The sequence below is a fragment of the Occallatibacter riparius genome (assembly GCF_025264625.1).
Classification (GTDB): Bacteria; Acidobacteriota; Terriglobia; order Terriglobales; family Acidobacteriaceae; genus Telmatobacter; species Telmatobacter riparius.
In genome coordinates this window covers 2860646-2877980 of record NZ_CP093313.1, presented here as the reverse complement: position 1 = coordinate 2877980, position 17335 = coordinate 2860646, and the positions used below count along the sequence as shown (strand labels likewise).

The following is a 17335-nucleotide window of genomic DNA, read 5'->3' as shown; positions in this document are numbered from 1 at the left end:
TGCTCAGCGCGAAGCGAGATGCTCCGGCTGAGTCTCCAGTGTTGCGGCCCGGGCCGCGTCCGGCGCAAACCACTGCTCTATAGGCGAGCGCAGATGGCAATCGGGACACTGCGTGGTGGCGTTCGGCGCGGAGCAAACCGGGCAGGCTCCGCCACTCTCGAATGGATCGAAGCGGCTGGAACACTGGTTGCAAACCCAGCGGGGCCCAAGAAACGGAGCGCTGTGGCAGGAGGGACATGCGGCCCCGGCGCGGCGCGGAGCCTTGGCGGCGCGCAGAAGTGCTCGCGCCTGCGTGAGTCCCCTCCAGCAGCTCATCAGCATGAACACCGCCACCGCGATCATCAAGCCGGAACGCTGCCAGGCCGCCAGTATTAGAACTCCGGCAGCGCCGACGAAGCTCAGAATCGTGGTGATCATCAGGCTGCGACCGCGGCCGACGATGAACCACAGCAGGCAACGCAATATCTGGCCGCCATCCAGCGGATAAATGGGCAGCAAATTGAACAGTAGGAGGATGACGTCAATGCTCAGGAGCATCAGCAGAAAGCGATACGCATCCGGAGTCGTGGTCTCCCATCCACCCCGGTCCGCAAGCATATACGCGCCTCCCAGGATGGGCAGCAAAGCGACATTCACCAGCGGGCCGGCAGCGATGCTCCAGAGAGTAGCGGCAGGCCGCGGTGGAGGCACAACGTGAGCGGCGCCGCCCAGCGGCCACAGCATGATGCGATCGGATCGTCCGCCCACCTGGCGGCACGCCAGCGAGTGCCCGAATTCATGCAGGAGCACGATCACGAAAAGGCCGACATACTCCAGTACATTCCACACAATGGAGGAATAACGGTGCCCCCTGCTTACGATCGCGTACACGGCCACCACAAACCACGACCAATGCAGGTAAACGTCGATTCCAGCGGCCCGAAAGATGCGGGTGGAGCGGCCTATGTTGTTTAGCATGTCGGCAAGAGACTAGCGCACTCGCCTGAAACAGGGGAACGTTACGAAGGTGGTGGCTGGCTCTGTTGACTCCTCCGATGGAGGATTTTCAATCTCACATGCTGTGCCGCAATGGTCAGGATTCTCCGCCAACATTGCCGTCGCCGACGTCGTCATCCCCGCAGCGAAGCAAGCTAAGATCCGCCAGCAGCCCCGTGGATGGCCAGCAGTCGCTCCAGCAGCGACTTCAGCAAGTCGAGGCGCAGGGCGTTCGCGCCGTCGCTCTTAGCATTGGCTGGGTCATCGTGCACTTCGAGAAACAGGCCGTCGACGCCCGCGGCCACCGCGGCACGTGCCAGCAGTGGAATGAACTCCGGCTGCCCGCCGCTCACCCCACCGGCCGCACTGGGCTGCTGCACGCTGTGGGTGCCATCAAAGACTACCGGCGCCTGCTGCCGCATCACCGGCAGCGAGCGGAAATCGACCACCAGCGTGTTGTAGCCGAAGCTGGCACCGCGCTCGGTGAGGAACACGCGTTCATTGCCTGTAGAGCGGACCTTTTCCACCGGATGCGTCATATCCCACGGCGCGACGAACTGCCCCTTCTTGATGTTCACGGCGCGCCCGGTCTTGCCCGCCGCAACAAGCAGATCCGTCTGCCGGCACAGGAATGCCGGGATCTGCAGCACATCCACGGCTTCCGCCGCAATTTCGCAGTGCGATGGCTCGTGGACATCCGTCAGCACCGGCAGCCCAGTGTCCCTGGCGACCTGCCCGAGAATCCTGGTGCCCTCCGCAATGCCGGGTCCGCGAAAGCTTTTCACGCTGGTCCGGTTTGCCTTGTCGTAACTGGCCTTGAAGATATAGGGAATCTTGAGGTCTGAGGCGATGCGCTGGATGGCATCGGCCATCTTGCGCGCATGCGTCTCCGACTCGATCACGCAAGGCCCGGCGATCAGGAACAGCCGGCCCGTCCCCACCTGCACGGGCCCGATTTCAAACGAATGACTCACAACGAAATTCTAGCGTCTGCCGGCCATGGCGCCGTGAACTGAATGACGCGCCGAACAGGTCACCACTGCTTTGCACGATGGTTCCGCGACCACAAAGATTTTTCGAGACATTTCCGCAGAAGTTCGTTTACACTCCAGTCCGATTCAAGGCCCGCTTTCTCATTCGGACAATCTACTTCCTAATTTCGAGCTGTTCCCAGGCTTGTAGATAGCACTACTGTTCCGGCTCTCTGTCACGATCCGGAGTTGGCTCCCACCTAGTGGAGTTGCTTCCCTTCAGTTGTTGTTCGCCTCGGTTCGCATAAAGCCGATAAGGTAAGTCGTCGCGCAACACCGGGCCTTGAGGCAAGCGCCCACGGCTGAATCCGGCACGCGCTCCATTCGAATTCGCCCCCGACAGGAGAAACCTATGAATCGCTCCATCGCCAAATCTATCCCCATGGCATGCACGGGCCTCTGTCTGGCGCTCACGTGGTCTCTGAGCTCCCGCTGCATCACTGCACAATCGCCACAAACCGCAATCACGCTGGATCCGCCTGCCGGGCTCGAAATGCAGGCGCACGCTTTTGACAGCAGAGGCACTCGGCTTCCGGAGGCACCGGCCAACTTCCGCCGGCTGGGCGAAGGCCGCGTGGGCGAAGCCGCAGATGTGCACGCGCTCACATTTCGCTTCACCGCGACAACGAAGCTGACCGGGATCAAATCTACGAAGGATTTCCGGATCGAGCCCGGCGGGAGCTGCGCTCAGGGTACTACCTACCAGGCCAAAAGCACCTGCTCGCTCCTGGTGCGTTTTACGCCGCAAGGCGCCGGAAGCCGGCTCGGTCACATCACCTTGAGCACCAACCTGTCGCCCACCCCGTTTGCCTTCGGCCTGGGCGGATACGGCTACTCTCCCATCATTAGTTTCGTCCCGTCCCAGATCACCACCCTTCCCGGTTCTTATCCCTCCAACGTGGGTCTGCTGAACGGAGCGCAGAACCTGGCGATCGACGGAAGCGACACCTTGTGGGTGTCGGATACCGGGAACAACGTAGTTCGCAATTACGATTCGAGCGCGACCTTCAAGACTCTTGCCTCCGGGTTCTCAGCTCCGTGGGGCATTACGGTGGACACATTCGGACAGGCCTACTTTAGCCGGCCGGCGTCGAATGCACTGCATGAGATCTACGATTACGGCCCGGTTGTCACCATCAGTGGATCGACGACTGGAGCTTGTCCCGCTGCGACGCCCTGCACCCTGAGTTCGCATTTGATTACGAAACCCGGGGAAATGAGCATGGACCCATACAATCACATGTTCTTCACCGAGCAGAGCAGCGGAGGTGCGTTCTCGACGGTACAGCCGGTGCCCGCCAACCTGATCTTTCTCTATGACCCGTTCCCCTATCAGACCGTGACCCAGGGCCCCGCGGCCATGGACGCGAGCGACAACATCTACAGCTTCTGGGGCACCAGCGGAGACTGCGAGATCGTTCAGCAGTCCCTCTACAACGCCGAAAACAATAATCAGGCATTCACCAAGATAGCCGGGGGGCATACCTGCGGCTTCGCCGGCGACAAAGGCCTGGCCGGGAACGCCGAGATCGGCACTTCCATTGGCCAGATCGCGTTTGACACCGCCGGGGACATGTACTTCACCGACTCGGCCAACCAGCGCGTGCGCAGAATCGAATACACCACAGGAGTGATCCGCACCATCGCGGGAAACGGCACTGCGGGGTACACGGGTGACGGCGGACAGTCCACGTTCGCTACCCTTAACGCTCCCACAGGCGTGGGTGTTGATTCCACCGGGAGCGTCTACGTCATCAGCAACTCTGCCTCTTCGGGCTCAGCGCAGGTTATCCGCAAGATCGGGCCCAACGGTTACCTCAATTTCGGCAACCAGTCAAAGGGCACCGGCAGTGGTTCGCTGCAGTTGGCCATTACCAATACCGGAAACAGCACCCTGGTACTCTCCGGCAACTACATCATGTGGGGGAATAACACCTCGGATTTCAAAGTTCTTTCGATCGCAACGACTTGTCCTCTCACCACCGGAGGCACCCTATATGCGGGTCAAACGTGCTACGTAGGATTTCAGTTCACACCCACAGCCACTGGCAGCCGGTCCGCGGTCTTCCGCCTGCTAGGCAACACGGTGAGCGGGACAAGTGACGCAATCCTAATTGGCAACGGGACGCTACCCGTACCGACATTGGCGATCACCTCTCCGACGAACGGCGCCTCGTTTACATCGGGTACCCCTGTCACCCTCAGCGCCAGCGTGACATCAACCTCAGGATCGCAGCCTACCGGCACGGTGCAGTTCAAGGTAGACGGCGCAAACTTTGGTGGACCCGTGACCCTTTCAGGAACCGGCACCGCCTCGACCAGCGTGACCGGATTGACACAAACCACCCACTCGCTTGCTGCAACCTACAACGGCGACGCCAACTACGCCGCCACTGGTCCGGTCAGCGTAAGTATTGTGGTGACGGCGGTGAAGATCGGCGCGTCTGTCTCGCTTTCGCCCACCGCGAGCACCAGCGGATGCGCTCCGATGCAGTTTGCGGTCGCGGTTACAAGCACATCGAGCACTCTGCCTACTGGCCAGGTCTCTATCCTCGACGGCACCCGGACCCTTGCTACCGGCACGCTCAGCAATGGAAAGATAACATTGTCCACGCCGCATCTGGGCCCCGGCTCGCATTCTCTTACAGCCCATTACGGAGGCGACGCGCACTACCTCGCAAGTGACTCAGGCCCATTGGTTGAAGCGGGCGGAGCAGCGGTTTCCTGCCAGCCCATACTGCCCGGCAGGGGATTCCTGGGCGGTATCCCGGTCATTTAGTATCCCGCTCGTTGAGAAAACGGAGCGGCGGGCAAGCCCGCCGCTCCGTTTTCTTGCTCTCTGCTAGAGGCTATTACGCTCACACGCCCACAGGTAGCGTCATCTAGACGCACGCGAATCCGCCGAGCCTGCTGCGCTTCAACTCAGACGGTATGATTCCGCGCCCATTGCGCCAGTGCGCGATCGAGCGCCTGCAATGGTGTAGCGCCGGGCACGCTCTCCTGCGGATGCAATACACCGCGCTGAGCCAGACCACGGCAGTAACTGAGGTATTCCTCGTAGAATTTGATGTCTTGGCGACGCTGCCCCAACGCCTCAAGATCCTCTATGTTGAGCTCGATATAGCGCTCGGGAAAGATCACCGCCAGAATCGACGACGCCATCGGCACATCCACTCCGTGCAGTTCCAGCAGAGCCTTCATCGCCTGCTCGGTATTCGCTTCAGGAGAAGCCGCAACTTCCAGCGCACGCCTGATCCGCAGACTCCCGTTGCCAATCAGGTAGTGCACCAGCCGCTCTGACTTCCAGCGAACGATCGCCTCAAGATTGACCAGCGTGTATTCGCCGTTGCGGATGGAAGCTCCGGCCTCGAAAGCCTCGACTTCTAGTTGCCGCTCCCGATTACAGGACTTCTGCCAATACTCTTCTGCGAGATTTTGCAGCTCGCCTTCCGCGGGCTGAAGCTCAAATTGGGCGGTCATGCGTACCCTCCTTTACCCGGAAAAACGCAGCAAAGCTAGGCCCCATGAAAAAGGCTTGTCAATGGAGAAATGCGTTTGACACACGGCAATGTGATGGCTGTCACAGGGCGGACGAGGATCATTTTCCATAAAGACATAAATGTGCGACTATGTATTTATGCGCACCACCATCGATATCCCCGACGAGACCTACCGCGAACTTAAAGTGAAGGCGGCGCGCGAGGGAAAAACCTTCCGCGAGATAGCCTTACGAGCGATCAAACGCGAGCTCGAGATTGTTGGAGGTGAACCGGCAGAAAAGTTCGAAATTCCGGTGATTCGCTCCAGGAATCCCGGCACACTTGACCTGACAAACGAGCAAATCGATGAGCTTACAGCTTTTACCTGATGTAAACGTCTGGGTGGCGCTCAACCATGAGATTCACCTTCATCATCGGGCGGCGCATTCATGGTTTGGCGCACTCGACGAGAGAAGCATGTTGATCTTCTGCCGCCAGACACAGATCGGATTTCTTCGTCTGCTGTCGACGGAGACTTTGATGAAGGCCGAAGTGCTTACGCAGCGGGAGTGCTGGCAACTCTACACAAAGTGGATTGAAGGCGGACGAGCCTCATGCTGGAATGAACCGCCAGGGCTGGAGCGCAACTTCTACTCGCGGACAGTGACGGAACAGCGCTCGCCAAAGGTTTGGCAGGATGCATACCTGGCAGCCTTTGCAGAAACCGCCGGTCTAACCCTGGTCACATTCGACAAGGCCCTCGCCGGAAAAGCCAAAGGTGCGATCCTGCTGAATTAGCTGCGGCCGTCCCACACAGGCCGCTACTGAATCGTCTCGATCGCCAGTGTGCCCTGCTCCTGCCGCGCGCCGCGGTTCTTGTAGCTGGCCACAATGAACTCCCGGAACAGCGGATGCGGCTCCAGCGGCTTCGACTTGAACTCGGGGTGGAACTGGCAGCCCAGGAAGTATGGATGCCCCGGAATTTCGACGATTTCGACGTAAGTCTGGTCCGGCGTCGACCCGCTGATCCGCAGTCCTGCTCCCGTCAGCAGCGCCTCATACTCGCGGTTGAACTCATAGCGATGGCGGTGGCGCTCGCTGATTTCAGTAGCGCCGCCGTAAGCGGTTGAAGCCAGCGAACCTTCCTGCATGATGCAGGTCCAGGCGCCCAGCCGCATTGTTCCGCCCATCTCTTCCACGCCCAGCAGCTCGCGCAGCTTGTAAATAACGCGATGCTGGGTGGCGGGGTCGAACTCGCTCGAGTTGGCATCCTTCAAGCCGCACACGTTGCGCGCGAATTCAATGCACGCCGTCTGCATGCCCAGGCAAATCCCGAAATAGGGCACCTGCTTCTCACGTGCATAGCGAATGGCATTGAGCATCCCCTCGATGCCGCGCTTGCCAAACCCGCCCGGAACAAGAATACCGTCGTAGCCGGCGAGCTGCTCTTCGAAGCTGCGATCCTCCGGCGTCTTCGATTCCAACCCTTCGGCCTCGATCCAGGTGATATTCAGTTTCAGGTTCTGCGACATCGCCCCATGGGTCAGGGCTTCCTTCAGAGACTTATAGCTGTCCTCGTACTCCACGTACTTGCCCACGATGGCGATGTTCACATCGTCCTTGGGGTGATGCACGCGGTGCGCAAGATCCTTCCACCGGCTCAGGTCAGCTTCAGGGGCACACTTGTGCAGATACTTGAGGATCAGGCTATCGAGCCCTTCCGCCGCAAAGTTCAGCGGAACTTCATAAATCGAAGGCACCGTCGTCGCACCGATCACAGCCTTCTCTTCGACGTTGCAGAACGCGGCGATCTTTTGTCTCATCTCGCGCCCCAGGTTACGATCGCTGCGGCAGAGCAGCACATCCGCCTGAATCCCGATGCTCAGCAGTTCCTTCACCGAGTGCTGCGTCGGCTTGGTCTTCAGCTCCTGCGCGGCTGCGATCCACGGAACCAGCGTCAGATGCACGAAAACCGTATTCTCACGGCCGAGTTCCTGCCGCATTTGGCGAATGGCTTCCAGGAACGGCAGCGATTCGATATCGCCCACCGTGCCGCCGATTTCCACGATCGTCACGTCCGCCCCGTTCGCCGAGACCTTGCGCATCGCGTTCTTGATTTCGTTCGTCACGTGCGGAATGACCTGCACGGTCTTGCCGAGATAATCCCCGCGCCGCTCCTTCAGAATGATCTGCTCGTAAATGCGCCCCGTGGTCAGGTTGTTGTCACGCGAGAGAGGCGCGTGCGTGAAGCGCTCGTAATGTCCCAAGTCGAGGTCCGTCTCCGCGCCATCGTCGGTCACAAAAACCTCGCCGTGCTGGAATGGCGACATGGTCCCCGGATCGACGTTGAGGTACGGATCGAACTTCATCATGTTCACGCGGAGGCCGCGGCTCTCGAGCAGGCAGCCGATCGAAGCGGCCGCAAGACCCTTGCCTAAACTGGACACAACTCCACCCGTCACAAAGACATACTTTGCCGACATCGATGCAACCTCTTCACTTAAATGTTGGGCTTGGGAATACCTGGTGGGCACAATCAAGTATGACAGAACCGGGGTGTGGAAGGAAATAACGATTGCACCGGGAAAAGTGCAAAAAAACAAACAACTCGCCTAACTCTCCGTAACCTGTCGGATGCTTTGATCCAGCGTTGCTCGACGCTCCTCGGACGCCGCTTTACAGACTGGCAAAAATACGCGTTCCGGACACACACAAACCGATTTACCGTTGCGCCAGCCAAAGATCCTGGAGGGGTTCGTATGTCCAAGAAGATGCTGACATTCTCCGCAGTTCTATGCCTGGCGCTATCCCTCGCCGGCCGCGACGCTAAAGCGCAGAACGAGTCGTACACCGCGATTGCCCAAACCGCTGGCAGCACCGGCGCTCAGCAGGTGCAGTTGAACTTCACCATCACCACCTGGGCCTCACAGGACGATATCAAGCGTCTCGGCAGCATTCTCAAGGACAAGGGTCAGGATGCCCTGGTTGAGGAGTTGCTGAAACTGGACGCCGGCCGCATCAGCACGGTGGGCAACACTGGCAACCAGATCGCAGTGGCCGAGAAGTGGCAGAACGGCGACAAGACCGTTATCACCATGATCTCCGCGCGCCGCATGTCGGGCTTCGAGATGAAGCAGCGGGGCGTGTCCACGGGATATCCGCTGGCGTTCCTCCAGGTCACAGTCGACTCCAAGGGCGAGGGAACGGGCAAGCTGGTCGCGGCCGCCAAGGTTACCTACGACAAGAAGGGTGATACCTTCCGCCTCGAGCCCCATGGACAGGGCGCAACTCCCGTTACGGAAGTCAAACCGCAGAAATAGTCAGTGGCACTGGGCAAGTATGGTGATAGGGATCACATGCTGAATCCACGGTGACGACCATACTTGCTTCAGTTTCATGAAACGGCTTGCCCAGTTCGTCGTGCTTTTCGCCGCAGTCCTCATGGTGGCGCAGCCGGCCCTTGGGTATCTGTCTTGCAGCCTGGGGGCATGTTCAGGCAGTACTTGCCCCGCCGCGTGCTGCGGCGACATGCCGGATATGCCGGGCATGATCCACGGCGCCTCGATGCACTCAGGCATGAGCTGCAGCAGCATGATGGAGGCGCTGCCCGCCAACTCCGGATGCGGGCAGCCGTTGCCGTCGACGGTCGTCATCACGCGAGAAGCATTGATCGCCGGGCAGCACACCCTGGAAGACGGAATTCCGGTCTTTGTCTCTCTTCCCGCCTTCACGCCGCCGGTGTCGACACGTGCTGGCAGCGTTTCGCTTCATCCTGCGTTTGGCGACCGCGCGCCCGTGGATCGCGGTGTCCTCTTCCAGGTGTTTCGCATCTAAATCCTCCTTGCGGACTGCCGAGTTCTGCCTGGGCTCCCGCCCCGGCGTGCCTCTACTCTCAGCCCCGATTCGCAAGGAGAATCATCATGTTCCGCAATCTTTTCATCGTTTCCGCCGTTCTGTTTGCCGCCCTTTTCGTATCCGCGCAAACGCCTGTAAGCCAGCTCGCCACCGAGCACCTCTCCGCAAAGCAGCTCAACGCGCTGGTTGCAAACGCCAAGACATCCGCCGATCACGAGCGCATTGCCAACTACTACGAACTGAAGGCGCAGGAGTATCGCGCCCAGGCCCAGGTGCACGCCAAAATGCTGGCTGAATTCATGGCCAATAGCGCCACCAACAATGACAAGGCGCACTTCGGTACCGTGAACCACTGCGACTTCCTGTTCAAATCGCTCACCCGGCGCGCTCAGGACGCTGACAGGCTCGCCCGCGATCAGGAGCGGCTGGCACAAGTGGCATCCACTGAAGGCCAGTAATATCGTCGCTCCCGCACCGCCGGACCCCTCTGGCCGGCGGTGCCTCCCTTCGACCGAAGAAATCAATTCGAACCCACAGGAGAATTCCATGAAGACCATTACTGCTGCCCTGATGATTGCTGCAGGCTTCTCTGTCATCTCGCCGATCGCGCGCGCCGCCACTCAGACGTTTGAAGGAACCATCAGCGATTCCATGTGCGAGAAGAAGCACATGATGCCCGGCAAATCCGACGCGGACTGCATCAAGGCCTGCATCAAGGCCGGATCCGCCTACGTGCTCATAACCGACAAAAAGGTCTACACGCTCGCTGGCAAAGCCGACGACGTGAGTAAGCTCGCCGGAAAGCATGTAACCGTGCAGGGTGAACTGAAGCAGAACACGATCACCGTCAGCTCCATTCAATAGCCCTTTCATACCGTCGGCCCGGTGACAATGCGCAACTCCCTTCGCGCGCGCCGGGCCTTCTTCTTTCGCGCAAACAAGTCGCAGGGCAACCTGCTTTCGCGTCCGCCTTTCTCACAGCATGAAGGCGAGCGGGCGTCGAGCTCGCGACCCTCATTCGTTGCGGAGGAGATGGAACGATGAAGCTATTCTCAGCCCACATTGAAGATCTACGCAGCCTCTACATCAGCAATCTCAAAAAGGCGCTCGACATGGAGCAGAAGATCGCCAAATCGCTGCCCGAGCTGATTGAGAGCGCCAGTGACCCTGAACTCGCCAATGCCTTCCGCCTGCACCTGGACGAAACGCAGGGGCACGTATCCACCGTGGAAAGCATTCTGCGCAACCACATCGGCGAAGCCGCCACTGAAACCTGCAAGGTCATCAACGGCCTCTCCACCGAGGCCTCAGACACCATAAAGGATGCGACTGATCCCACCATCCGCGACATCGCCCTCATCGGTGCCGCCCAGCAGGTGGAACACCACGAAATTGCCGTGTATGGAACCCTGCGCCGCTGGGCCGAAATCCTCGGCCACGATGAAGACGCGGCGCTTCTCGAATCCATTGAAGCCGAGGAGGAGAACGCCGACGCTGTCCTCACCGAAATCGCCGGCCGTGTGAACCTGGAGGGCGCCGACACCCCGGCCGTGCGATCCCGCTCCGTCGCCTGAGCGTGGGCAAAAGAGCACGAGTTTAATCCGCGGGAGAATTCGCGGATTTCTGCGGAGGGCGTCATGGAATCGCGCACTCCGCCCATGGTCAACCGAGGAACCGGGCATCCAGCCCACGGAGGTAGCTCTATCGACAATCCTTCGCTAAAAGACCGTTTCGGCTGACTCAACTATGGACTCGCGCCGCCGAAACACGACCCAAATCGCCGGGAGCACCCCATTCCAGTGACACATCTGGCCAGCCGTGGCCGATCTGCCCCTGCGGTGCCCCGGCACAACCCCGGGTCTGACCCTCAGCATCGAATTTTGTACTGATGACTCTCTCCCCCGGGGTTTTACGTGTTTAACACTTTCGATGGCAGTGTAGATACATTAGCTTTGTCGGTTGGCAGACGTAAGGGTCCGCAAGCTTCCGCCGTTCCCAAAAACGCGCTTCGAGCAGGTCAGCACGTCCGCATCGACGGCCGTGAAGAAGTCTTCCTTATTCTTCGCGTCGATAAGATCCGCCACCTGGCCGACCTGCTGCGGCAGGGCGCCGTGCGCAAGGTGCAGGCGGGAGTTCCCCTGGCGCTGCTCAGCGCAGTGGAATCGGCCGCATCCCAGACCGGTGACACTTCTCAAGCCATCGACAACGCGCAGCTCTCCGAGCAGGCTTCGTAATATTCCCCCCTGACCCTGTTCGCTGTTCCATGCTCGCCCCTTACGGCGGAAGTCGCCCCCGGTGTCAGGTGCATCAACTCAGATTGTGGTACGAACCACCGTCACGAAAGACCTTTTAGGCGCCACATCAATCTGTCGGACGATTGTGCAACTCTCAGTTTTTGAGCCATCATCTAAATCAGAACCTGGGTGCATCATCATGAAGGTTCATCTCCGCGGCACGCCCTCACAAACAGCTCAGGGGTATTCGTTTGAAGTGGGCGAACATGTCTTCGTCGAAGGACGCGACGGTGAGTTTGTCGTAGTTGAAGTTGACCGCAATTCCCAATCTTTGCAGTTGCTTCCGGTGCGGAAACCTGGCCGCATCGAACGCTTCCCAACCTCCAGTGTTCGCATCGTTCTGCCACCGAAAACAGAATCAAGTGATGAGAAAGAGGCCAAGCTTGATGGATTCAGCGATTCCCCCGCTGCATGATCTCCCCCGGCTTCGCGATCGCGTCGCGGTCGAGGGCCACGAAGGCATTTACATCGTGATTGCCTGCAACAGTGAGCGCCGCGAGGTCGACCTGGCAGGAACTTCCCAGCCCGGCTATCTTGCCTGCATCCCCGTTTCGAAACTTCGCCCAGTATCCAACCAGCTTTCCTCCACCAGGCGTTCCGGTCGCTTGGCGCCCCAGACCGCATCACACTTCCTTTACCTCAGCCAGCGCGCATAAACCTGCAACACCATCCGTCTTCCTTCCAGCTTCCCGACTCTTATTTCGCACGCGCACCAAAAGAGCCCGCCCGGGTCATTGCCCGGCGGGCTCACCTTCATTTGTGTGCGGCCTGCCATCGAATCAGTCCGGGTGAAGGATGTTAGGTTAGTTCTAACGGCCCTTGAGAGAGTGCGCCCGTTCCGGCTGCATCGGCTTTTTGCCGACCGCCGGGTTCGGTTTGCCGACCGCAATGAAACGACGCACGCGAAGAACGCTGTTAGTGGTAGCCGCAGTCTTGATCATGCTGGCGGTGGCCATCTTTCTCCGCTCCAAGGCCCCTCCTGAAGCTGCGCGCCTGCTCCCTGAATCCGACGGCATCGTCTATGTAGACCTCCGTCCCGTCCGTACGTTCTTCCGCAAGGAATGGAAGCCGGCACCCCACGATCCCGAGTACCAGCAGTTCATTGACGCAACCGGCATCGACTGGGAACGCGACCTCGACCAGGCCGCCGTTGCCCTGCATCGCATGCCCGATCCCAACGGACCCAACGGCCAGGTCGCCTATTCAATGGTCCTGGTGGGCAAGCTGACCGGCCCCAAACTCCGAGCTTGGCTGGCATCGCACGCCACCGCCCAGGACTCCTACGGCGGCAAGACCATCTACTCCATACCGTCCGAAGGCCGCACCGTTCGCGTCGCTCAGATCGGCTATGACATGGTGGCGGTTTCCAACGCGCCCACCACTGAGCAAATCCACTCCATAGTCGACCGTCATCGCACCGCGGCGCTTCCCTTCTCCGGATCCACGCTTCTGACTCACCATTACCACGAGGTACCGCTGCTCTCGCTAGCCTGGGGCGTGGGCCAGATCGGTCTTCCCTTCAACGAAAGCGGCGCTATCCAGGTCTTCGGACTGCAGCTTCCCATCCAGTCGGACTCCACCATCATCGCCAGCGTTGCGCCGGAACTGCCCCTCGCCGGAGCGCTTAAGGTGCGCGTGGAGGAGATTGCCCCGAGTGAGGACGCAGCAGCGTCTCAGTCAGCGGCCATTTCAACCTTGGTTGATCTCGCCAAAGGTGCTACCGCGCCTCTGAACGACAATCCGGCCAACCGGGGCCTCAAGGACCTGCTCAAGACTGCCGAAATCTCCCAGAGCCACAACCGGGTGGTCATCAAAGCCGCCCTGCCACCCTCATTCTTCGCCTCTCTCGCCGCCGGAAAGAATATTTCCCAGGAACAGACAACCTCCTCTGAAGAGCCGCCATCTCAGCATTAGTAAGCCCTCCCCCCTCCCCATCTCCGACGCCAATCTTGATCCCTCTCCAACACTCAAATCTTTACGCGTGAGCAGTTTCCGCGGCGCGAACGCCTGCGCTATCGTCAAAACACAGGCGAGTTTTCCCCGTTCCGCGCCTGAAGAGAACATTTACCCCGAGGTCACGCATGCATCGCCTTTGTGTCCCCATTGCTGTACTCCTGATTTCTTCCGCCGCCTTCAGCCAGCCCGAACAGAAAAAAGTCCTCACCGGCCAGAACGCCTTCACCGACGCGGCACACGAGTCTCCCGGGACGCGCCGTCATCTGACCACCGCTGATTTGCCCGGCCCCAAACCCGATGAGTCGGTCGACAACGGCACAAACATGGTTCCCCGGCCGCCAAATGCCTGGCCGCAGGCGCCCAAGGGCTTCAAGGTCGAGCTCTACGCGACCAACCTCGACAATCCACGGCTGCTCCGCACCGCGCCCAACGGCGACATCTTCCTGGCCGAGTCGGAGACCGGCAAGATCCGTGTCTTCCGCGGCGTCGACAAGGACGGCCATCCGCAGCAAACCTCCGTCTTCGCCGAAGGCCTGCATCAGCCATTCGGCATCGCCTTCTACCCCAATGGCGACAACCCGCAGTACATCTTGGTTGGCGACACCGATGCCATCATTCGCTTCCCGTATCACAACGGCGATCTCAAAGCGACCGGCCCCATGGTGAAGCTGGCCGACCTCCCCGGTGGCGGACGCCTCCGCGGCGGCGGCCACTGGACACGCGATCTGGTCTTCTCCAAGGACGGCACGAAGCTGTTCGCCTCCGTGGGCTCGCACTCCAATGTCGACGACCCCGATACCCATCCCGAAGAGAAGGATCGAGCCGACGTGCTCGAGTTCACCCCCGACGGCAAGTTCGTGAAGGTGTACGCCTACGGCATCCGCAACTGCGTCGGTGAGGCCATCAATCCCACCACCGGCCAGCTCTGGTGCTCCACGAACGAGCGCGACGCCATCGGCAACAACCTGGTTCCCGACTACGTGACCCACATCAAAGAGGGCGGCTTCTATGGATGGCCCTACTACTGGATGGGGACCAAGGGCGGGGTGCAGGATCCGCGGCACAAAGGCAAGCACCCGGAGCTGCAATCGAAGGTGATCACGCCCGACGTGCTGGTAAACCCGCACATGGCTTCGCTGGAAATGACCTTCTACGAGGGCTCGCAGTTCCCCGCCGAATTCAAAGGCGATGCTTTCGCCGCTGAACACGGCTCATGGAACCGCGCGCAGCGTACAGGCTATGAGGTGATTCGGATCCCGATGAAGAACGGCAAGGCTACCGGCGAGTACGAGGACTTCCTCACTGGCTTCACCCTCGGCGACGGCAACGTATGGGGACGCCCAGTCGGCGTCACCGTCGCAAAAGACGGCAGCCTCTTCGTCTCCGATGACGGCACCCGCTCCATCTGGCATGTGAGCTACGTCGGCAAGTAGGGCCACACGTGAAAAAGGCCGCTGATCCAGTGGATCAGCGGCCTTTGCTTTCTTCCGGCGCTCTACGCAGCCGGAGGGAAATCGTAGTCGTCAGAGCTCTCAAGGGCGCGCACCGCATTGACCTTCATCACAGTAACGTGCGGCTCGTTGAACCGGACCAGGTTTGACCGATGGCGCGAAGCCGTCGCAGCGTGTAGAACGAAACGCTGACGCATCCGCGGATTGTCACGCGCAACGCTGATGTCCAGAACGCCCGGATTCTCCTCGACGAGTTCGGCCTCGCTCTCGTCGGCGGCCGGCGCAGACTCGACAAGCTCAAGTCCGTTGGGGTTCTCAAAGCCCGACTGCGCATGCCCGAAGCGGGCTTTCAGATCGCGGCAGCGGAAATCAGCGATATTCACCGTGGATGCAGCCATATACAAATCCAGAATTTACGAGGAACCTTACGACCCCGAAATAGACAAACGAAAGCCGAACCACTCGATAGGGTTCTTGTCTCTGGAAGGTAGGATGCGGGTGTTAACGGTAAGTTGTATCTGGTGCAATTTTGCGCATGTTTGCTCGGCGGAAGTCCTTATTCCTCCAGAACAACCGCCACTCCATCGGCTCCGACCAGCAGCGCTTGATCCTGCAACTCGGTCTGTTTTCCCGAGTGCACCAGGACTCTCGCCCCAGAGCGGACGGTGAAACTCCGCGCTCCGTCTCCCAGATTACAGAAGACGCGAACAGCACCCCGCCGCATCTCCAACCACTTCCCTTCCTCGCTGCATACGACCCTTGTGTTCCCAGGGTGACCGACGTTCAGATCCGGCGTTGTGCGCCGCGTCCGGATCAGGTTGCGATACCACGCCAGCATCTCTGCGTGCTGCCCTTGCGCGATCTCATCCCACTTGAGCTTGGAACGCTCGAACGTCTCCTTCTTCTCCGGATCGGGCACATCTTTCGGGTCCCATCCGAATGCCGCAAACTCGCGCTTGCGGCCCTCTGAAACCATCCGCGCCATCTTGGGGTCATCGTGGTCCGCGAAGTACTGGAACGGCGAAGATGCCGCCCACTCTTCGCCCTGGAAGATCATCGGGACAAACGGCGCGGTCATTACCAGCGCTGCCGCCACCTTCGCACGCGCGAAGCCTGCAGCTTCGTGGACACGATCGCCCACCGCGCGGTTTCCGATCTGATCGTGATTCTGAATGAAGCCCAGGAACTTGTGCTGCGAGAGATGCCGGGCCGGCTTGCCATGCACACGTCTGCGGTGTTTGGAGCACACGCCGTCGTAGACAAACGTCTCCTCGAGCGCTTTCTTCAGCTGCCCCATGCTTCCAAAATCGTCATAGTATCCCCCCTGCCCGGGAAGGAGCACGGTAAACAGCGCATGATGGAAGTCATCGCTCCACTGAGCGTCCATCCCGTAGCCGCCGGCCTCGTGCGGGCTCACGAAACGCGGATCGTTCAGATCGCTCTCCGCGATCAGTACCAACTGGCGCCCCGTCTCGGCTTCGAGAGCCTCCGTCTCAAACGCGAGTTGCTCCAGGAAATGAATAGCAGAGCGATCAACGTACGCATGCACCGCGTCCAGACGCAATCCGTCGATATGGAAATCCCGCATCCACATCAGCGCGTTGTCGAGGAAGAACCGGCGGACCTCGTGCGACCATGGGCCTTCCAGATTTACAGCGCCGCCCCACGGCGTGTGGTGCGCCTCCGTTACATAGGGGCCGTACTTGCCCGTGTAATTCCCCACAGGCCCAAAGTGGTTGTAGACCACATCGAGCAGCACCGCGAGTCCCTTCGCATGGGCCGCGTCCACAAAGCGCTTCAGCGCATCCGGCCCTCCATAGGGCTCATATACCGCAAACAGCGCGACCCCGTCATAGCCCCATCCATGATGCCCGGCAAACGCATTCACCGGCATCAGTTCAACATGCGTGATGCCCAGTTCCTTCAGCGCATCCAGCTTTCCGATCGCTGCGTCGAGCGTGCCTTCCTGGGTGAACGTGCCGATGTGCAGCTCATAGACAATCGCGCTCGCCAGCGGCGGCGCTTCGAATCCCGCATCGCTCCACGCAAAAGCATGCTGATCGTAGACGCGCGACAATCCGTGCACGCCATCGGGCTGCCACAGCGAACGCGGATCGGGATACGCCCGCGCATCATCGTCAATCACGAATCCGTACTTCGTGCCCGGCCCCGCAGCCTCAACATCGGCCGTCCACCACCCGTGTTTATCGGGCCCCTGCATTGCTGCGCGCACGCCGTCAGCTTCTACCAACATCTTGTTCGCCAGCGGCGCCCAAACCTTAAACCTGTGCATG

19 protein-coding genes are annotated in these 17335 nt (G+C 60.0%); 12 read left to right on the top strand and 7 right to left on the bottom strand.

Annotated features, from left to right (window positions below; all coding sequences use genetic code 11):
• Window positions 1–3: 3 nt before the first annotated feature.
• On the bottom strand, window positions 4–957 hold the full coding sequence (locus MOP44_RS11680) for a M50 family metallopeptidase (RefSeq protein WP_260796211.1): 954 nt from the start codon (window positions 955–957) through the stop codon (window positions 4–6).
• A gap of 173 nt (window positions 958–1130) precedes the next feature.
• Window positions 1131–1949 carry a 3-deoxy-8-phosphooctulonate synthase gene (gene kdsA / locus MOP44_RS11675; protein WP_260796210.1) on the bottom strand — a complete coding sequence of 273 codons (819 nt, stop codon included), beginning with the start codon at window positions 1947–1949 and terminating at the stop codon, window positions 1131–1133.
• A 409-nt stretch (window positions 1950–2358) separates the two neighbouring features.
• Here kdsA and MOP44_RS11670 point away from each other — a divergent pair, with 409 nt between their 5' ends.
• On the top strand, window positions 2359–4785 hold the full coding sequence (locus MOP44_RS11670; RefSeq protein WP_260796209.1) for an Ig-like domain repeat protein: 2427 nt from the start codon (window positions 2359–2361) through the stop codon (window positions 4783–4785).
• Between the two features lie 143 nt (window positions 4786–4928).
• On the opposite strand, the gene MOP44_RS11665 is transcribed toward MOP44_RS11670, so the two are convergent.
• Window positions 4929–5486: a hypothetical protein gene (locus tag MOP44_RS11665; protein WP_260796208.1), complete on the bottom strand. Its 558-nt coding sequence runs from the start codon at window positions 5484–5486 to the stop codon at window positions 4929–4931.
• A gap of 157 nt (window positions 5487–5643) precedes the next feature.
• On the opposite strand from MOP44_RS11665, the gene MOP44_RS11660 reads away from it, so the two are divergent.
• Window positions 5644–5874, top strand: coding sequence for a hypothetical protein (locus tag MOP44_RS11660; RefSeq protein WP_260796207.1), 231 nt, complete (start codon window positions 5644–5646; stop codon window positions 5872–5874).
• Window positions 5852–6283, top strand: a complete 432-nt coding sequence (locus MOP44_RS11655) for a TA system VapC family ribonuclease toxin (RefSeq protein ID WP_260796206.1) — start codon at window positions 5852–5854, stop codon at window positions 6281–6283. Before MOP44_RS11660 ends, MOP44_RS11655 begins: the two co-directional genes overlap by 23 nt.
• Window positions 6284–6306: 23 nt before the next feature.
• Here MOP44_RS11655 and MOP44_RS11650 read toward each other — a convergent pair whose 3' ends face one another.
• On the bottom strand, window positions 6307–7968 hold the full coding sequence (locus MOP44_RS11650) for a CTP synthase (RefSeq protein WP_260796205.1): 1662 nt from the start codon (window positions 7966–7968) through the stop codon (window positions 6307–6309).
• Between the two features lie 276 nt (window positions 7969–8244).
• Between MOP44_RS11650 and MOP44_RS11645 the strand changes: the two genes are divergently transcribed.
• The 7 genes from MOP44_RS11645 to MOP44_RS11615 all read left to right on the top strand — a co-directional run bounded on the left by MOP44_RS11645 (window position 8245) and on the right by MOP44_RS11615 (window position 12049).
• Entirely contained in the window at window positions 8245–8805 is a 561-nt protein-coding gene (locus tag MOP44_RS11645) for a hypothetical protein (RefSeq protein ID WP_260796204.1), read from the top strand.
• A gap of 76 nt (window positions 8806–8881) precedes the next feature.
• A complete protein-coding gene (locus MOP44_RS11640) occupies window positions 8882–9319 on the top strand; it encodes a hypothetical protein (RefSeq protein ID WP_260796203.1) in 438 nt (145 codons plus the stop codon).
• An 86-nt stretch (window positions 9320–9405) separates the two neighbouring features.
• Window positions 9406–9798 carry a hypothetical protein gene (locus tag MOP44_RS11635; RefSeq protein WP_260796202.1) on the top strand — a complete coding sequence of 131 codons (393 nt, stop codon included), beginning with the start codon at window positions 9406–9408 and terminating at the stop codon, window positions 9796–9798.
• An 88-nt stretch (window positions 9799–9886) separates the two neighbouring features.
• The gene (locus MOP44_RS11630; protein ID WP_260796201.1) at window positions 9887–10204 is read left to right on the top strand and encodes a hypothetical protein; all 318 of its coding nucleotides are present in this window, start codon (window positions 9887–9889) and stop codon (window positions 10202–10204) included.
• 176 nt (window positions 10205–10380) lie between these two features.
• Complete coding sequence (locus MOP44_RS11625) at window positions 10381–10914, top strand: YciE/YciF ferroxidase family protein (RefSeq protein ID WP_260796200.1); 534 nt, start codon at window positions 10381–10383, stop codon at window positions 10912–10914.
• Between the two features lie 378 nt (window positions 10915–11292).
• On the top strand, window positions 11293–11574 hold the full coding sequence (locus MOP44_RS11620) for a hypothetical protein (RefSeq protein ID WP_260796199.1): 282 nt from the start codon (window positions 11293–11295) through the stop codon (window positions 11572–11574).
• 199 nt (window positions 11575–11773) lie between these two features.
• Window positions 11774–12049, top strand: a complete 276-nt coding sequence (locus tag MOP44_RS11615; RefSeq protein ID WP_260796198.1) for a hypothetical protein — start codon at window positions 11774–11776, stop codon at window positions 12047–12049.
• 394 nt (window positions 12050–12443) lie between these two features.
• Here the strand turns inward: MOP44_RS11615 and MOP44_RS11610 are convergent, their stop codons facing one another.
• Window positions 12444–12590 carry a hypothetical protein gene (locus MOP44_RS11610; protein ID WP_260796731.1) on the bottom strand — a complete coding sequence of 49 codons (147 nt, stop codon included), beginning with the start codon at window positions 12588–12590 and terminating at the stop codon, window positions 12444–12446.
• Between MOP44_RS11610 and MOP44_RS11605 the strand changes: the two genes are divergently transcribed.
• Window positions 12574–13548, top strand: a complete 975-nt coding sequence (locus MOP44_RS11605) for a hypothetical protein (RefSeq protein WP_260796637.1) — start codon at window positions 12574–12576, stop codon at window positions 13546–13548. The genes MOP44_RS11610 and MOP44_RS11605 overlap by 17 nt on opposite strands.
• A 167-nt stretch (window positions 13549–13715) precedes the next feature.
• Entirely contained in the window at window positions 13716–15023 is a 1308-nt protein-coding gene (locus MOP44_RS11600) for a PQQ-dependent sugar dehydrogenase (protein ID WP_260796197.1), read from the top strand.
• Window positions 15024–15085: 62 nt separating this feature from the next.
• Here the strand turns inward: MOP44_RS11600 and MOP44_RS11595 are convergent, their stop codons facing one another.
• Both MOP44_RS11595 and treZ read right to left on the bottom strand, forming a co-directional pair.
• Window positions 15086–15439, bottom strand: a complete 354-nt coding sequence (locus MOP44_RS11595; RefSeq protein ID WP_260796196.1) for a hypothetical protein — start codon at window positions 15437–15439, stop codon at window positions 15086–15088.
• Between the two features lie 158 nt (window positions 15440–15597).
• Window positions 15598–17334 carry a malto-oligosyltrehalose trehalohydrolase gene (gene treZ, locus MOP44_RS11590; protein WP_260796195.1) on the bottom strand — a complete coding sequence of 579 codons (1737 nt, stop codon included), beginning with the start codon at window positions 17332–17334 and terminating at the stop codon, window positions 15598–15600.
• Between the last annotated feature and the right edge of the window lies 1 nt (window position 17335).

Bases quoted from the DNA above. Each gene is read 5' to 3' on its own strand.
- MOP44_RS11680 (WP_260796211.1), bottom strand. From the start codon at position 957: ATGCTAAACAACATAGGCCGCTCCACCCGCATCTTTCGGGCCGCTGGA.
- MOP44_RS11670 (WP_260796209.1), top strand. From the start codon at position 2,359: ATGAATCGCTCCATCGCCAAATCTATCCCCATGGCATGCACGGGCCTC.
- MOP44_RS11665 (WP_260796208.1), bottom strand. From the start codon at position 5,486: ATGACCGCCCAATTTGAGCTTCAGCCCGCGGAAGGCGAGCTGCAAAAT.
- MOP44_RS11660 (WP_260796207.1), top strand. From the start codon at position 5,644: ATGCGCACCACCATCGATATCCCCGACGAGACCTACCGCGAACTTAAA.
- MOP44_RS11655 (WP_260796206.1), top strand. From the start codon at position 5,852: ATGAGCTTACAGCTTTTACCTGATGTAAACGTCTGGGTGGCGCTCAAC.
- MOP44_RS11650 (WP_260796205.1), bottom strand. From the start codon at position 7,968: ATGTCGGCAAAGTATGTCTTTGTGACGGGTGGAGTTGTGTCCAGTTTA.
- MOP44_RS11645 (WP_260796204.1), top strand. From the start codon at position 8,245: ATGTCCAAGAAGATGCTGACATTCTCCGCAGTTCTATGCCTGGCGCTA.
- MOP44_RS11640 (WP_260796203.1), top strand. From the start codon at position 8,882: ATGAAACGGCTTGCCCAGTTCGTCGTGCTTTTCGCCGCAGTCCTCATG.
- MOP44_RS11635 (WP_260796202.1), top strand. From the start codon at position 9,406: ATGTTCCGCAATCTTTTCATCGTTTCCGCCGTTCTGTTTGCCGCCCTT.
- MOP44_RS11630 (WP_260796201.1), top strand. From the start codon at position 9,887: ATGAAGACCATTACTGCTGCCCTGATGATTGCTGCAGGCTTCTCTGTC.
- MOP44_RS11625 (WP_260796200.1), top strand. From the start codon at position 10,381: ATGAAGCTATTCTCAGCCCACATTGAAGATCTACGCAGCCTCTACATC.
- MOP44_RS11615 (WP_260796198.1), top strand. From the start codon at position 11,774: ATGAAGGTTCATCTCCGCGGCACGCCCTCACAAACAGCTCAGGGGTAT.
- MOP44_RS11605 (WP_260796637.1), top strand. From the start codon at position 12,574: ATGCTGGCGGTGGCCATCTTTCTCCGCTCCAAGGCCCCTCCTGAAGCT.
- MOP44_RS11610 (WP_260796731.1), bottom strand. From the start codon at position 12,590: ATGGCCACCGCCAGCATGATCAAGACTGCGGCTACCACTAACAGCGTT.
- MOP44_RS11600 (WP_260796197.1), top strand. From the start codon at position 13,716: ATGCATCGCCTTTGTGTCCCCATTGCTGTACTCCTGATTTCTTCCGCC.
- MOP44_RS11595 (WP_260796196.1), bottom strand. From the start codon at position 15,439: ATGGCTGCATCCACGGTGAATATCGCTGATTTCCGCTGCCGCGATCTG.
- treZ (WP_260796195.1), bottom strand. From the start codon at position 17,334: ATGCACAGGTTTAAGGTTTGGGCGCCGCTGGCGAACAAGATGTTGGTA.